This is a genomic window from Paenibacillus sp. Dod16 (assembly GCF_049893405.1).
Classification (GTDB): Bacteria; Bacillota; Bacilli; order Paenibacillales; family Paenibacillaceae; genus Paenibacillus_AQ.
On record NZ_JBNDYG010000005.1, the window covers coordinates 458,441 to 472,781 of the forward strand.

The 14,341-nt window shown below is 49.9% G+C and carries 15 protein-coding genes; 4 read left to right on the forward strand and 11 right to left on the reverse strand.

Translation table 11 applies throughout. From position 1 onward, the window contains the following. Positions 1 to 7: 7 nt before the first annotated feature. The 4 genes from ACPV3A_RS06930 to ACPV3A_RS06945 form a co-directional block, all read right to left on the reverse strand. Positions 8 to 709, reverse strand: a complete 702-nt coding sequence (locus ACPV3A_RS06930) for a 5'-methylthioadenosine/adenosylhomocysteine nucleosidase (RefSeq protein ID WP_426198517.1) — start codon at positions 707 to 709, stop codon at positions 8 to 10. A 108-nt stretch (positions 710 to 817) separates the two neighbouring features. Further along, complete coding sequence (gene ccpA, locus ACPV3A_RS06935; protein WP_071223674.1) at positions 818 to 1,828, reverse strand: catabolite control protein A; 1,011 nt, start codon at positions 1,826 to 1,828, stop codon at positions 818 to 820. A 93-nt stretch (positions 1,829 to 1,921) separates the two neighbouring features. Beyond that, a complete protein-coding gene (gene ytxJ, locus ACPV3A_RS06940; RefSeq protein ID WP_216535157.1) occupies positions 1,922 to 2,269 on the reverse strand; it encodes a bacillithiol system redox-active protein YtxJ in 348 nt (115 codons plus the stop codon). Positions 2,270 to 2,364: 95 nt separating this feature from the next. Beyond that, a complete protein-coding gene (locus ACPV3A_RS06945) occupies positions 2,365 to 2,787 on the reverse strand; it encodes a hypothetical protein (RefSeq protein ID WP_253300913.1) in 423 nt (140 codons plus the stop codon). Between the two features lie 281 nt (positions 2,788 to 3,068). On the opposite strand from ACPV3A_RS06945, the gene ACPV3A_RS06950 reads away from it, so the two are divergent. After that, positions 3,069 to 3,596, forward strand: a complete 528-nt coding sequence (locus ACPV3A_RS06950; RefSeq protein ID WP_426198518.1) for a type 1 glutamine amidotransferase domain-containing protein — start codon at positions 3,069 to 3,071, stop codon at positions 3,594 to 3,596. A 158-nt stretch (positions 3,597 to 3,754) separates the two neighbouring features. Here ACPV3A_RS06950 and ptsP read toward each other — a convergent pair whose 3' ends face one another. The 4 genes from ptsP to aroA all read right to left on the reverse strand — a co-directional run bounded on the left by ptsP (position 3,755) and on the right by aroA (position 9,354). Next, positions 3,755 to 5,518: a phosphoenolpyruvate--protein phosphotransferase gene (ptsP, locus tag ACPV3A_RS06955; protein ID WP_194541727.1), complete on the reverse strand. Its 1,764-nt coding sequence runs from the start codon at positions 5,516 to 5,518 to the stop codon at positions 3,755 to 3,757. Beyond that, positions 5,515 to 7,398, reverse strand: a complete 1,884-nt coding sequence (locus ACPV3A_RS06960) for a glucose PTS transporter subunit IIA (RefSeq protein ID WP_216535160.1) — start codon at positions 7,396 to 7,398, stop codon at positions 5,515 to 5,517. The genes ptsP and ACPV3A_RS06960 overlap by 4 nt, the downstream gene beginning before the upstream one ends. A 189-nt stretch (positions 7,399 to 7,587) precedes the next feature. Continuing rightward, complete coding sequence (locus tag ACPV3A_RS06965; RefSeq protein ID WP_071223669.1) at positions 7,588 to 8,010, reverse strand: CoA-binding protein; 423 nt, start codon at positions 8,008 to 8,010, stop codon at positions 7,588 to 7,590. 51 nt (positions 8,011 to 8,061) lie between these two features. After that, complete coding sequence (gene aroA / locus ACPV3A_RS06970) at positions 8,062 to 9,354, reverse strand: 3-phosphoshikimate 1-carboxyvinyltransferase (RefSeq protein WP_426198519.1); 1,293 nt, start codon at positions 9,352 to 9,354, stop codon at positions 8,062 to 8,064. Between the two features lie 167 nt (positions 9,355 to 9,521). Between aroA and ACPV3A_RS06975 the strand changes: the two genes are divergently transcribed. After that, on the forward strand, positions 9,522 to 9,830 hold the full coding sequence (locus ACPV3A_RS06975) for a rhodanese-like domain-containing protein (RefSeq protein WP_174819205.1): 309 nt from the start codon (positions 9,522 to 9,524) through the stop codon (positions 9,828 to 9,830). Positions 9,831 to 9,961: 131 nt separating this feature from the next. On the opposite strand, the gene ACPV3A_RS06980 is transcribed toward ACPV3A_RS06975, so the two are convergent. Further along, the gene (locus tag ACPV3A_RS06980; protein ID WP_426198520.1) at positions 9,962 to 10,474 is read right to left on the reverse strand and encodes a shikimate kinase; all 513 of its coding nucleotides are present in this window, start codon (positions 10,472 to 10,474) and stop codon (positions 9,962 to 9,964) included. A 206-nt stretch (positions 10,475 to 10,680) separates the two neighbouring features. On the opposite strand from ACPV3A_RS06980, the gene ACPV3A_RS06985 reads away from it, so the two are divergent. Next, the gene (locus ACPV3A_RS06985) at positions 10,681 to 11,064 is read left to right on the forward strand and encodes a hypothetical protein (RefSeq protein ID WP_201259450.1); all 384 of its coding nucleotides are present in this window, start codon (positions 10,681 to 10,683) and stop codon (positions 11,062 to 11,064) included. A 141-nt stretch (positions 11,065 to 11,205) separates the two neighbouring features. Here ACPV3A_RS06985 and gndA read toward each other — a convergent pair whose 3' ends face one another. Together gndA and ACPV3A_RS06995 are read right to left on the reverse strand one after the other, a co-directional pair. Then, positions 11,206 to 12,615: an NADP-dependent phosphogluconate dehydrogenase gene (gene gndA / locus ACPV3A_RS06990; RefSeq protein WP_181469719.1), complete on the reverse strand. Its 1,410-nt coding sequence runs from the start codon at positions 12,613 to 12,615 to the stop codon at positions 11,206 to 11,208. Between the two features lie 192 nt (positions 12,616 to 12,807). Continuing rightward, positions 12,808 to 13,404 carry a hypothetical protein gene (locus ACPV3A_RS06995; protein ID WP_100536070.1) on the reverse strand — a complete coding sequence of 199 codons (597 nt, stop codon included), beginning with the start codon at positions 13,402 to 13,404 and terminating at the stop codon, positions 12,808 to 12,810. Between the two features lie 264 nt (positions 13,405 to 13,668). On the opposite strand from ACPV3A_RS06995, the gene ACPV3A_RS07000 reads away from it, so the two are divergent. Further along, complete coding sequence (locus ACPV3A_RS07000) at positions 13,669 to 14,292, forward strand: YktB family protein (RefSeq protein ID WP_220686003.1); 624 nt, start codon at positions 13,669 to 13,671, stop codon at positions 14,290 to 14,292. The last annotated feature ends 49 nt before the right edge of the window (positions 14,293 to 14,341 follow it).

The window sequence follows — 14,341 nt, forward strand, 5'->3', positions numbered from 1 at the left end:
GTTTTTACTAGAGTTTGCCCAGCATGTAGTTCACGATTTCGTGTGAACGCTTGGAAGCTTTCACGGTAAACTCAGGAAAGTTGACATGGGCAGAACCGTCAGCCTTATCCGACATGGATCTGATTACCACATAAGGCACACCGTTCATATAACATACCTGGGCAACGGCAGAGCCTTCCATTTCCGCGCAAACCCCGTTCATATCCTCGTGAAGCGTCCGTACTGTATCACGACTGGCAATGAACTGATCGCCCGAAAGAACCTTTCCGATGACGTAATGATTCGCCGCCTGCTCTTTGCACGCTTCCTCTGCCAGCTCGATCAACGAGGGATCAGCAGGAAAATCAGACACTGCCTGATACGGAATCACGCCGCGCGCAAAGCCGAGCGGCGTCACGTCCATATCGTGCTGCATGCAGGAGGAAGAGATGACGATATCGCCAATGTTCAGCTCCGGGTGCAGCGCGCCCGCCACGCCGGTAAACAATATTTTGGAAACGCCATAAGTATCAATCAAGATTTGCGTAGTAACCGCGGCATTCACCTTACCCACTCCGCTCTTGCATACAACGACGCGCTTGCCATGAATCGTTCCCGAAGCATATGTAACCCCTGCACGAACTGCCGTTTCTTTATTCTCCAGTTGACTGAACAGCATTTCCACTTCTTCGTCCATGGCCCCGATTAGGCCAATAACCTGTGTTGTCATACCGATATCCCTCCTGAATTCAAGACCACAAAATAATCCCACCAGAAAAAAGCCCCTTTAAAACCAGGAGCTTTCTTCAAAATGGTAAATTGCTTTCATTCACACTTCTTACTCGTTCACATGACTAACCGAAAGCCGAAGAATCGTTTCATGCGGCAGAATCACGCGAGGATTCTCCACATTCTCCTTCTTCATCAGCTTGGTAAGCAAGCGCATAGCTACGGCTCCCAAATCATACATCGGTTGAGCTACCGTTGTCAGCTGTGGACGAACCATCGATGCCATCCGAATATTATCTACGCTGATAATAGAGAAATCATCCGGCACTTTGTAGCCTTCATCCTGAATGCTATGAATAGCGCCAATTGCCATCTCATCGGTAGCAGCAAAAATAGCCGTCGGTTTCTTCTTAAGTCCCAGGAAGTATTTCATCGCTTCCACGCCGGACTCATAGCGATAGTTACCAATACGCACCAGATCCTCTTGATACTCGATGCCGGCAGTTTCCAGCGCCTTCTTGTACCCTTGGAAACGTGCATAACCGTTCGCCGGATCCTGAAGCGTGCCGCTGATCATGGCAATCTCACGGTGCCCGTGCCGGATCAGAGTGTTTACCGCATCAAACGCAGCTTGTTCATGATCAATGTCAACGGAAGGGTAAGAACCTCTCTCGTCACTTGTCGCACATAGAACAATCGGCACAGCCGATGTCTGGAACGCCTGGATATGCTCGTCCGTCACCGTTCCACCCATAAACAACAAACCGTCCACTTGCTTCTCAAGCAATGTGTTGATAACGCGGATTTCTTTTTCCTTACGTTTGTCGGCATTACACAAAATTATATTATAGTGGTACATGTTAGCAATATCCTCAATACCACGGGCAATCTCCGCAAAGATCGAGTTCGAAATGTCAGGGATCACAACGCCGACGGTTGTGGTCTTCTTGCTGGCCAGACCTCTGGCTACCGCATTCGGACGATACCCTAAACGTTCAATCGCTTCGTATACTTTTTTCCGGGTCTGAGGCTTAACGTTCGGGTTATTGTTTACAACCCGTGATACCGTCGCCATGGAAACGCCTGCTTCGCGCGCAACATCGTAAATGGTTACCGTCAAATTCCTTCTCTCCATTGCCAATAGATTTTCATTCGTTCAATACCAATTGAATTTATGATACGACAAATTACTGCTTTGTGCAACGACACGGCATTAGATGCCGTCCAATTGAGCCTTCAGCGCTTCAGCCGTAATATGGGAATGGGATGTATGCCAGACTGGCGCTCCTTCTTTTACAAGAATAACTTGTGGCGATTCGTGCTGTATGCTTAGAGTTTCCGCAGCTTGACTCGACACCGGACGGTCGGCAATGACATCAATCCATACATAGTCGATCCGCTCGTTCGGCTGGTCCTCCAGGTAAGCTTGCACTTCCTTATAGGCTCCGGCGCTAATTGGGCATCTGGTACTATGTTTGAACATCAGCAAGGGCCTCTGCTCCGAAGATTCAAGGGTGCTGCGCAACTCTTCTATAGTAGTCATTTTCGTCAACGTCGCCATAGGATATACATTCCCTTCATTGTATTGAAGTTCCTATCCTCTATCCTAACAAAAAGTGCGTGAAAAATCCAACAACCGAGAAAATTTTCTGAAAATTATCTTGCATAATTTCCCGAATTTTCAGGAACGAGAGATTTAATCGTGCTTAACTGCTCGAGCCGCCCCTCAATTTGTCTCATCCAGTCACCGTCGCCCAAGCTCTGGGCATAACGAAATAGATCCAACAGCATATTGATCCGCTCATCAAAAACTTCCATACAGCGTGTCTGCCATTCTACCGACGAATCATCATCGTATGTACGGAACACTTCTCGAAGTACGTATGCAGACTCATTAACATCTGCGAACGAAACGTGTATTCGTCCAGTCTCATTGCTAATCGATGCGAGATAGCGAAGTAAATCCGGTTTAATAAGAGGCAGAAGCTCATACTTCTTGCAAGCCTGACAGGCATAAACAGGAACATGATATATTCGAGTCTTTCTTTCATGAATCAGCTTTCTTAATTCCAACTTCATCCATTGTCCACAGTTGCAGGTTTTGAACAAAATGCCCACCCCAAATCCTATCACGTAATCTAATTCCAACAGCCTATGTCACAAATCTGTCACCTAAACTAGTTCTATTCGACTATCATACCAAAGAATCCTGCTAATTTGTGATAATGCTTTATTTACCAGATATGTTTCCAAATGTTTGTTCTTTGCTCGTTCCTATGAAACTGCCCTCCATATTTGTTACAATAAGAACAGTCATACGGATACATGAGGAAATCTGCGAGAAAGGGGTTATATCAATCATGAGATTGGCTGGAAAAAAGGTAATAGCGCTTGTAGACGAAGAATTTGAGGATCTGGAACTATGGTATCCCGTTTACCGGGTCCGTGAGGAAGGGGCGGAAGTCCATCTTGCCGGGTTGGAAAAAGGAAAAACTTACACGGGCAAATATGGTGTTCCCGCTCAAGCCGAATATTCATTTGAAGACCTGAACAGCAAGGATTATGATGGAATTCTCGTTCCGGGCGGCTGGGCGCCGGACAAGCTGCGCCGTTATGATAAAGTCCTTCAACTGGTTAAAGAAATGAATGCGGACAAAAAACCGATCGGACAGATCTGCCACGCCGGATGGGTACTCATCTCTGCCAAAATCCTGGACGGCGTTACGGTTACTTCCACACCGGGGATCCGCGACGATATGGAAAATGCCGGTGCAATCTGGAAGGATGAAGCCGTCGTGACTGACGGTCATATTATTTCCGCCCGCCGTCCACCGGATCTGCCGCCGTACGGCAAAGCTTTTTGCGATGCTCTGGCACAGCAAGGCTGAAAGCTCCCCTGCACCACACAAAAACAGCCGCTCATTTCACCAAGAAGGACTCCTGGTGAGATAGGCAGCTGTTTTTTCATGTGGGTATAGCTTAGCTTGTCCACTCAAAAAAGAAACATGAGTATTGTAACGACATCCTTCTTCTTGAGGTTGGCTTTTTAAGAGGCCGTGCTGTCCGTACCGTTAGTTCCGTTCAGATAACTGCTGCGTTCGGCAAACGCGCTTAGACGCTCTTCGACAGCGGAGCTGGTACGCAATTTGAAGCAAGCCGCTGCCTCCCCCTTCGCTTCTGCCGCATTGGTATTCAAGATCCGATGCTTCACGCGAAGCAAGGACTGCGGCGACATGCTTAGATCCTTAACGCCAAGCTCCAGCCATATCGGAATCGCCCGCTCGTCCCCAGCCATTTCTCCGCACACGCTGACCGGTATGCCTGCCGCATGCGCAGCCTCCACCGTCGTCCGAAGCATGCGCAAGACCGCAGGATGAAATGGATGGTACATATGCGCGATCTGCTCGTTCATCCGATCTACCGCCAGCACATACTGAACCAAATCGTTCGTCCCGATGCTGAAGAAATCGGCTTCCTCTGCCAACAGATCCGAGATGGTAACTGCCGCGGGCACCTCAATCATGATGCCGACCTTAATGTTGGGATCGTATGCGATGCCGCGTTGGTCCAAATCGGCCATCGCACGCCGCAGCACGGCATTAGCCTGCTTGACTTCCTCTATCGAGGATATCATCGGATACATGATTTTGACGTTACCAAAAGCGCTGGCCCTCAGAATGGCGGACAGCTGGGTCTGGAACGGCTCTGTGCGATCCAGGCTGATACGAATGGCACGATAACCCAGGAAAGGGTTCTCTTCTTCCGGCAGCCCGAAGTAATCCAACTGTTTATCGCCGCCAATGTCCAGCGTACGGATCACGACCGAGGACTCACCTGCGTTCTCGGCAACCAGTTTATACACTTCAAATTGCTCTTCTTCCGAAGGAAAGTTGTGGCGATCCATATACAAAAATTCCGTCCGGAACAATCCGACTCCCTGTGCGCCGTTCTTCAGCGCAATCTCCATTTCTTTAACGGAGTTCATATTCGCGGCCAGATTGAAATATGTTCCATCCTTCGTAACCGCATCAACGGTTGCCAGGAGCTGCAGCTGCTCTTTCTTTTTCCGTTGCTGCTCTCGGATCCCTTCGTAACGCTCTACAACCAGCGTGTCGGGCTCCAAATACAGCAAGCCTTCATCCCCATCCACAACCAGATGCTGTCCGGTCTGGATCGGATGATCCAGCTTGTTCTCAATCCCGGATACAAGCGGTATGCCGAGAGCGCGGGCCATAATCGCCGAGTGAGAGGTCTTGCCACCCGTCATCGTCACGATGCCAAGAACGTGGGAAGGGTTAAGATGCACGAGCTGAGACGGAGAAAGTTCCTTCGCAACCAAAATATAAGGCTGCGTATCAGCCGGAAGCTTGACTTCCGGAGCACCGAGAAGATGCTTGAGCAGCCGATTACCAACATCCTTAATATCCAGTGCCCGCTCCTTCATATACTCGTCGTCCAGCAAATCGAACATGGATACGAAATGATCGATCGCCTCTTTAACTGCTACTTCGGCAGCCTTGTACTGGCGCTCGATGATCCCTTGAATTTCGTTCATGAATACGGGATCCTCCAGTATGGCCAGATGCGCATCAAAGATCTGCGACTCCTCGTGCCCCACCATTTCCTTGAATTCGTTCTTGATATATTCAATTTCATTCTTGGAGGTTCGTATGCCTTCATATAAGCGCTCGAACTCTTTGGCTAAATCGACAGCATCCATTTCGGAATCCGGAAGGTCCAGCTCCCAATGCGGCAGTACGAAAGCCTTACCGATCGCTACGCCTGTTGCTGCGCCAATGCCTTGTATCATGATTCTCTACCCCCAGCATTACTCTCATTTAATACGACGGACATGACAGATGACTGTCCTCTCTTAACGGACTTGAATGGAGCAAAGCTCCAAGATCTTACTTTATCGGGATTGGTGATCACCATCGGTGTGGCCAGTGATGCGGCATGTGTCTTTAAATATGCCAGATCGAACTTGACCAGCAATTGCCCCGGCTCGACAGTATCCCCTTCGCTTACCACAGCTGTAAACGGTCCTTTCAGTTGAGAGGTATCGATCCCGATATGAATCAACACCTCGAGTCCATCCGGCGTTGAAATGCCAATGGCATGCATCGTCGGATAGACATGCATCACGGTTCCGTATACCGGGGATACAAGTTCCCCTTTTTCCGGAATGAACGCCACGCCGTTGCCGACAAGCTTGGCGGCAAAAATATCATCCGGTACTTCATCAATCGGAAGCATGCGTCCCTGTACGGGCGCGCTGAACAGAACGCGCGGTAAATCTTGCTGCATCAGCTTATTTATCTCTTCGCGGATGAGCTCGGAATACGTCCCGAATACCACCTGGACATTCCCGCCGCCCAGCTTGATGATGCCGGCTGAACCGAGCAATTTCAGTGCGTCCGAATCAATCTGGCGGTCATTGTATACGGTCAGTCGAAGACGCGTCATGCAGGATTGGACCTGAACGATGTTGTCTTTCCCACCAAGCGCCTCCAGAATAAGCGGTGCCTGATAGGGGATGTCTCCTGCCCGGCCTTCCAGCGCCGAGCCTTCTTCACGACCGGGTGTCGGGATTTCGAAGGTGCGAATGGCCCAGCGGAACAAAAAATAGTAAACGATGCCGTATACGGCCCCGATCGGTATGATGATCCAGGCGTTCTGCGACAAGTGAAAATTGAGTACGTAATCGATAAATCCAGCCGAGTATGAAAACCCGTGGTGGATATCAAACGCATAGGTAAGCACCATCGCGAAACCGGCCATCAGGGCGTGGAGCACATACAGATAAGGAGACGCGAATAAGAACGCGAATTCGATCTGCTCCGATACCCCGGTCAAAAAACAGACGAGCGCGGACCGCATAAACGTTTTTTTCACCTTCGGCTTCAAATCTTCCCGCGCCTCTTGAATAATGGCAAATGCAATCGCCGGCAGGGCAAACATCATAATCGGGAACAACCCGGCCATGAAGTCGCCCGCTGTCGGATCACCCGCGAAGAATCGGGGCAAATCCCCCTGAACGACGGTACCGTCTTCCGTCTCGTACGAGCCCAGCTGAAACCAATAGACGTTATTCAACAAGTGATGCAGACCAAATGCCGTCAGTACCCTGTACAAAATTCCGTAGAGAAATAATCCGAATGCCCCCATATGTACGGTCAGATCATAAAAGGCATCTAATCCGCGCTGTACCATAGGAGCCATCCCCAGCATGATCCATGCAAATATCGTGGAGAACAGCCCCATGAACAAAAGCACAAATCGGGAGCCCCCAAAAAACTGTATAGCTTCTGGAAGCTTAATATGTTTGAACCGGTTATAAACGTAACCGGACATTACCCCAAAAATAATCCCAATCAAGGTCGAGGGCTGTACACTCCCGTCCCCGAGACGGGATATAACCTGATCGTAAATGAACATGCCAGCCAAAGCGGCAAGACCTGCGGGTCCTCCCTGGTTCGAGAGCCCCCATGCGACACCGATGGCAAATAAATACGGCATATAATAAAACACGCCGTGCCCCGCCGCCTGGGCAATCTCGCCCAAGGTTCCGAAGCCCCACGCCGACCATGGCAGACTCCCCACGCTAAGCAGGAGAGCTGCCGCCGGAAGCGCCATTGTAGGGAGCATAACTGCTCTGCCCAGCTGTTGTAATGATCCCAACCAATTCAAGGCGAGCCCTCCTTTCTATCCTTGATGGTAAGCGCTGCGCCTGTTTTTGTCAAAAAGAAATCAGGGCAAATGCCACATAGAAAAGCAAGCCTCACGAGCAGTGCCTCGGCAGGCCCGGATCGTGTCCAGTCTGCCAGCGGCTGCTTCAACATAAGGCTTGCTCCTAATTCCAATTCACCGACTCAAATCTTAACGCCCGCCCAAAGCGATGGAATCCTCCACCTTAATGCAGCGGTCCATGATGGCAATCATGCCGCTCTTCTCCGCGATGGCCGCCGCCTCTTCACTGATAATGCCCTGCTGAAGCCAGAGCACCTTAGCTCCAATCTCGGCAGCTTCCCGCGCCACATCGGCACAATATTCACTGCGTCTAAACACATTGACGATATGGATCGGCTCCGGAATGTCCTTCAGGGATGGATAACTCTTCTCCCCAAGTATTTCTGTTGCACCAGGATTAACCGGGATAATCCGGTATCCGCGCATTTGCATCGCAGCAGAAACCATATGGGATGTACGATCCGGCCGGTCAGACAGACCGACAACAGCGATATTGCCTGCGTTTCGCAATATATCCGCGATTTCTTCGCGCGTAGGATTTTCAAATGCCATGCTTCATGACCACCTTTCCATTCGTAATAGACGAGCCGCTTGGCTATTCCTTTATTTTACCCATTCTACATTGGCTCCAAGCGCCTTCATGTGATCAAAATATTGCGGGTACGACTTGGCCACATGATGCGCATCCTTAATCCGGATCGGCTGATGCGCGCGAAGTCCGACCACAGTCAGGGCCATAATGACCCGATGATCATAATGGGCATTGATCTCCACACCGCCCTCGACGCCTTCCGGACGGCCGTGAACGATGATCTCGGCCTGGCGTTCCTCAACGTTGGCTCCGGCTTTGCGCAATTCGTTCAAATAATCCGTAATCCGGTCGCATTCCTTATAGCGGAGATTCTCCACATTGTAGAATCGGGAGGTTCCTTCCGCAAACACTGCTGCCGCAACCATCGCTAGTACCGCATCCGTCGCTGCATCTCCATCGAATTCCAAAGCCTTCAGGGTTCGGTTGCCCTGGACATGGACATTTCCGTCCTTGTGCGTGAGGGGAACCTCCATCATCCGCAGGACGTCAATAATAGCCCGCTCTCCCTGCTTGCTGTCCTCTGACAGATTGCGGATGGTTACATCCGACTGCGTGACCGCAGCCGCCGCCAGGACGGCAGCAGAGCCCGGATAATCGCCTTGAACGGTATAGGTCTTCGCTTCGTAGGATTGACCGCCAGGAACCCGGAAGAATGTATAATCGTCCGCTGCATGAATCGTAATGCCCGCTTGCTCCAGCACTTCCAGGGTCTGACCGATAACGACCTTGGATTTCAAATCTCCGGTAACGGTAATCTCGCTGTTCTCGGCAAGCAGCGGCGTTAAGAACAACAGTGCGCTTAAGTACTGCGAACTCACTTCGCCAGATACGGTGAGCTTTCCGCCTTTCGGCTGACCGCCACGAATCGTGATCGGCAGTTTTCCTTCATTATGCTCCACTTCCACGCCCAATTGACCAAGCGTCTCAATGAGATCATCATGAGGACGTTTGCCCAGTGATTCCGGATAGGTATTGACAAAGGTAACCTCTTTCGACAACGCCGTGACGCCCATCAGGAAGCGCAAAACGGCACCGGCGTTACCGACGTTCAGTTCCTTCACATCCCGCGGCGATTTGCCAAAGCCCGTAATGACCGCCTTCTCCTCGTCCTCCTCGATCACGGCCCCGAGATCCCGGATACAGCGTCTCATGGCGTCGCTATCCTCGCTATGAGCTGGGTAATAGATCGTGCTCGTTCCTTCGGCAAGTGCAGCTACCAGCAAGTAACGAGTTGTATAGTTCTTGGAGGATAACGCTCCAATCTCTCCGTTTAATATAGGCGTAGGCTTGACGATTACATCCATCGTATGTATCTCTCCTTGTATATATTAGGTTATGATGAACCAACCTTGAAATCTCCCTTAGTATAAATTGACAGGGAAAGAACCGCTTGGTTATCATAGTTCATGTGAACTGGAAATTCAGATCGTTACGATCTTAATCATTTATTATCAGAAAAGAGGTCTATATGATGAAACCGATCCCTCAAATGGAAACATCGGAGCTTAGAAGCCGGCTTCAAAACGGCGAAAATGTGTACATGATTGATGTCCGCGAGGACGAGGAAGTTGCAGCCGGCATGATCAGCGGTGCCAAGCATATTCCTATGGGCGAGATTCCGAATCGTCTGGACGAAATTCCGCGCGATCAGGAGGTCGTCTTCATCTGCCGCAGCGGTGGTCGCAGTCAACATGTATGCGAATTTTTGAATCACCAGGGCTTGACTAATGTAATCAACATGAAGGGCGGCATGCTTCAGTGGCATGACGATGAAGAATAGACAGGCCATGAAGAAGGTGCGGGATGATCGTGATTCCCGCCTTTTTTTGCATGAACCGACCCAAGTACAATCTACAGATGCACCTTAGAGACTGATCCATGATCATCGCCTCAGGTCGTTCGCTGACCATCTTAGCCGCGGTAATGCGTTAAAATGTCAGTCGCTACATCCCCCGCGGATCGGCCAACCGTATCCACTATGACATCCGCAAACAGGTATTTGTCCTTTCGTTCATCCAGGATACGCCGAACTCTATCTTCGACATCCCCCGCAAGCAGCGGCCGATTGGCATCACCACGTACCCGTTCAACAATGCTGGCAGCATCCGCTGTAAGAGCAACGACCCAGCCACCACGTTTCATTACATCACAGTTCTCGGAACGAAGCACGGCACCTCCGCCGGACGCTACGACAATGCCTTTCCGCTGCAAAACGCTGCGCAGTGCAACAGATTCTGCCTCACGGAAATACGGCTCTCCATCCGCTTCAAACATCTCGGAAATCGTTCTGCCTTCCATCCTCTCAATTTCCGCATCCAGATCGACCAGGGTGTAGCCGAGCGTGTCTGCCAGGAGACGCCCTACGGTTGACTTGCCCGTACCCATCATCCCGATCAGAATGATGTTCCTACCTATCTTATCCAATTTGACACCCCATTTGCTGCTTCACTGTAAAGGTTGCTCATATCATACCACAGCCCCAAATCTTTCGACAATGGACCTGACTCGCTAAATTGTTCTTATGCGAGTAACCCCAAAGTAAAGCTCCAATTTTATCGAGTCTATCTGGTTCCCTATTGTCATATACTAATTACAAGAATACAAGATTCGAAGAAAGGAGTGAATATATTATGTCTTTTCGTCCAACCGGTCTCTCTTCCGCTGCCAAGCGCATCCGCCGGATTCTCGACCCCGCCTACCCGCTATGCCGCGAAGATGTGATCTGGGTGCTTCATTTTGTCCAAAAAAAAGTGGCTCTGAAGGATCCTGCACTGCTGGATCTTTCAAAGCCACGTTTGCTGCAAAATTTCAACAGTTACTGCGAAGCCGCGCTGCTCTTGCTCGGAAGCGGAAACCACATCCATACAAAGAACCACGACATCCGCACCTGTCTCTTAGAAGCCATGCACGGACTTCCTGAGCTGGCGGAGGCGCACTCCCCTTCTCAAGCCCGTACGGTTGAATCTCTGATCTCTCCCCCGGCGAACGGAAATCATTCTAGCTCCCCAGAGTGAAATGGCTCCATCAGGGATGGCATTCATGCTGCCATAGAGAGCAGAATTAATCCATCCAGGGAGGATGGCATTTATGCTGCTAGAAAAAGCAGAATTAATCCATCCAGGGAGGATGGCATTCATGCTGCCATAGAGGCAGAATTAATCCATCCAGTTATAGTGGAAGGTGCCTTCTTTGTCCACGCGTTTAAACGTGTGAGCTCCAAAGTAGTCACGCTGAGCCTGCAGCAGGTTTGCCGGCAGGTTTGCGGTGCGATAGCTATCGTAGTATGCAAGCGCGCTGGAGAACCCAGGAACCGGGATGCCCAAGGATACCGCGGAAGCAACAACCTTACGCCATGCATCTTGATAGGATTCAATAATATCGGTAAAGAACGGATCCAGCAGCAGGTTCTTCAGCTCAGGATTGTTCTCATAAGCATCCGTGATGTTCTGCAAGAAACGGGATCGGATAATGCAGCCGCCGCGCCAAATTTTAGCGAGGTTGCCGTATTGCAGGTTCCAGCCGTACTCGTCGGATGCTACGCGAAGCTGTGCAAAGCCTTGGGCATAGGATACGATTTTGCTTGCAAACAGCGCTTTGCGCACATTTTCAATGAATTCGGCTTTGTCGCCGTCAAATGCAGCTGCTTTTGGACCATTCAGGATTTTGCTTGCTGCCACACGCTCTTCTTTCATTGCGGACAAGAAACGGGAGAATACGGATTCGGTGATCATGGACAGCGGCACGCCCAGATCCAGGGAGCTTTGGCTTGTCCATTTACCTGTTCCTTTTTGGCCCGCCGTATCCAGAATCACGTCAACCATCGGCTTGCCGGTTTCTTCGTCATATTTGGAGAAAATGTCAGCCGTAATCTCGATCAAGTAGCTATCGAGTTCGCCTTGGTTCCACTCTGTGAAGATTCCGTGCAGATCCTTCGCATCGAGGCCGAGTACGTCCTTCAGCAATTGGTAAGCTTCGCAAATAAGCTGCATATCGCCATACTCGATACCGTTGTGAACCATTTTTACATAATGGCCGGCACCGTCTGGTCCGATATATGTACAGCAAGGCTCTTCGTTAACTTTAGCGGAAATAGCCGTCAAAATAGGCTCAACCAGCTTGTAGGCACTTTCTTGTCCGCCAGGCATGATCGATGGACCTTTCAATGCGCCTTCTTCGCCGCCGGAAACCCCAGCACCGATAAAATTAAAGCCTTTTTCAGCCAGTTCTTTGCTGCGGCGCTGTGTATCAGGGAAATAAGCGTTACCGCCGTCGATGATGATATCGCCTTTGTCCAAATGTGGAATCAGCTGTTCAATCGTAGCATCCGTAGCTTGTCCCGCTTGTACCATGATCAGGATTTTACGAGGAGTTTCAAGGGAATCCACGAATTCTTCGATCGAGAACGTCCCCTTCACTTGCTTGCCTTCGGTTTCCTTCAGCATATCTTCCGTTTTTTGCGGAGAGCGGTTATATACGGAAACGGTGAAGCCTTTGCTTTCGATGTTCAGGGCCAGGTTTTTTCCCATTACAGCAAGGCCAATCACACCGATTTGTTGTTTTGACATCTGGTTCTCCATCCTTTGCTCCAATATATTTTTAAACAACCCATCCCTATCCGAGATGATTTGCAATAATCTTATATTAACGTTTTTCATTTGACAAGTGAACCCCTGTCACAAAATCAGAACACGCGCGAAAACACCCCTTCAGTTTCGGAGTGTTGTTCGTGCTTTAAACTTGTATCCGGGTTGAAGTCATTACCACTCCAGCCTCATCAGCTCCAAGGAAAGCTCACGGAGTCTTTGCTTGCAAGCCGAAATTTTGTCTTCGTCCCCCTCTTGCAGCGCCGCATGGAGCTTCTCAAGCTCATCATCGGTTTCCAGTCTCGACAGCAGCAATCGCTGTTCCCCTACATCCGATTCAAACAGCCGCAGCATTTCCTGCTCCGTCATCGGCGTCCCCTTCTGAAACAGCACCCGCTGCCGGTAACCGGATATTTCCACGAGCCTTATGACCTCACCAAACAAAATATTCTCGATCAAAATTTGCCGGTCCTTGAAACGTTTGACGACAGCATGGCCACGGGTATTCTCGATCAATTTCTCCATCCATTCCGCGAGTTTGGGATCACGAATCATATAATCGCCTACCAGTTTAAAACCGCTTCCTGTTCGTTGAAACCGCAGCTTTACCAGCTTGCGACCTGTTCGGATTGAAATGACAAACTGCGTATCATTCTCGCTCCAATAAAGCGAATATCCTTCCTGGATCAATTCCTTGATTAGGTCCTGGATATGCCGGCGATCAAACCGGAGCTCCAGGTTGCAATACTCCACTTCCTCGCTCTTATTCACGGCACTCCCTCCTCCGGTTTACTACCGATCATTAAACGGCGGTGAAGATTTCCCCCATGGCTGCTTTTGATGTTGTCTTATCTATATCTTATACTCCATCTTATGTAACGGTAACTTGGTTTATTGACTATTTTTAACCCACATGAACATACGGTGAAGCTTTTCTGGGCAATGCGTGATGTCCATTCGCCTTATGGTATAATAAGTTATCCAAAAACCGAGTTTAGTAACGATATCATCAACAACAGGGAGGCCATCACATCCATGACGGTTACCGGATTTACAGATCAAGACTTCGACGTATTCTCCGTTCCCGGGCTTGAAGCCCGTATGGAGGTTCTCATTGAACGGGTAAGACCCAAGCTGGAGGCGTTAGGGGCTGAGTTGGCACCTTATGTATCGGCATTGGCTGGGGAAGAAATGTTTGTGCATGTGGCGAAGCATGCAAGACGCACTGTCAATCCTCCCATTGACACCTGGGTCGCTTGGGCTGCCAGCAAACGCGGCTACAAAGCACTGCCTCATTTTGAGGTGGGCATGTTCGGAACCCATCTGTTTGTCATCTTCGCGATTATTTACGAAAGCCCCAACAAGACCGTGTTTGCCGGCAACTTGGAAGCCAAGCTGAAGAAAACAGCAAAAGCACTGCCTAAAAATTTTTACTGGTCCATGGATCACATGAACCCGTCTGGCACCTCTCATCAGGATATGAGCGAGGAGGATTTCACGCGCCTGATTGAGAAGCTGAAGCAGGTGAAAAAGGCTGAGGTCATGTGCGGACTGCGCATCCCGCGCGAGGAAGCCGTCAAGCTTGAAGGGGACAAGCTGGTGCAAAAGGTGCAGGAGACGTTTGAGGCGCTGCTGCCGCTTTATAAAATGGCGTTTTAATGAGCATGATATATTGATGTAAAGGGCTGCTGTTGCAGCTCTTTTTTTA

What these genes read in the sequence shown, in the direction of transcription:
- ACPV3A_RS06930 (WP_426198517.1), bottom strand. Translation starts at nt 709, where the DNA reads ATGACAACACAGGTTATTGGCCTAATCGGGGCCATGGACGAAGAAGTG.
- ytxJ (WP_216535157.1), bottom strand. Translation starts at nt 2,269, where the DNA reads ATGGCGACGTTGACGAAAATGACTACTATAGAAGAGTTGCGCAGCACC.
- ACPV3A_RS06945 (WP_253300913.1), bottom strand. Translation starts at nt 2,787, where the DNA reads ATGAAGTTGGAATTAAGAAAGCTGATTCATGAAAGAAAGACTCGAATA.
- ACPV3A_RS06950 (WP_426198518.1), top strand. Translation starts at nt 3,069, where the DNA reads ATGAGATTGGCTGGAAAAAAGGTAATAGCGCTTGTAGACGAAGAATTT.
- ptsP (WP_194541727.1), bottom strand. Translation starts at nt 5,518, where the DNA reads ATGATACAAGGCATTGGCGCAGCAACAGGCGTAGCGATCGGTAAGGCT.
- ACPV3A_RS06965 (WP_071223669.1), bottom strand. Translation starts at nt 8,010, where the DNA reads ATGGCATTTGAAAATCCTACGCGCGAAGAAATCGCGGATATATTGCGA.
- aroA (WP_426198519.1), bottom strand. Translation starts at nt 9,354, where the DNA reads ATGGATGTAATCGTCAAGCCTACGCCTATATTAAACGGAGAGATTGGA.
- ACPV3A_RS06975 (WP_174819205.1), top strand. Translation starts at nt 9,522, where the DNA reads ATGAAACCGATCCCTCAAATGGAAACATCGGAGCTTAGAAGCCGGCTT.
- ACPV3A_RS06985 (WP_201259450.1), top strand. Translation starts at nt 10,681, where the DNA reads ATGTCTTTTCGTCCAACCGGTCTCTCTTCCGCTGCCAAGCGCATCCGC.
- gndA (WP_181469719.1), bottom strand. Translation starts at nt 12,615, where the DNA reads ATGTCAAAACAACAAATCGGTGTGATTGGCCTTGCTGTAATGGGAAAA.
- ACPV3A_RS07000 (WP_220686003.1), top strand. Translation starts at nt 13,669, where the DNA reads ATGACGGTTACCGGATTTACAGATCAAGACTTCGACGTATTCTCCGTT.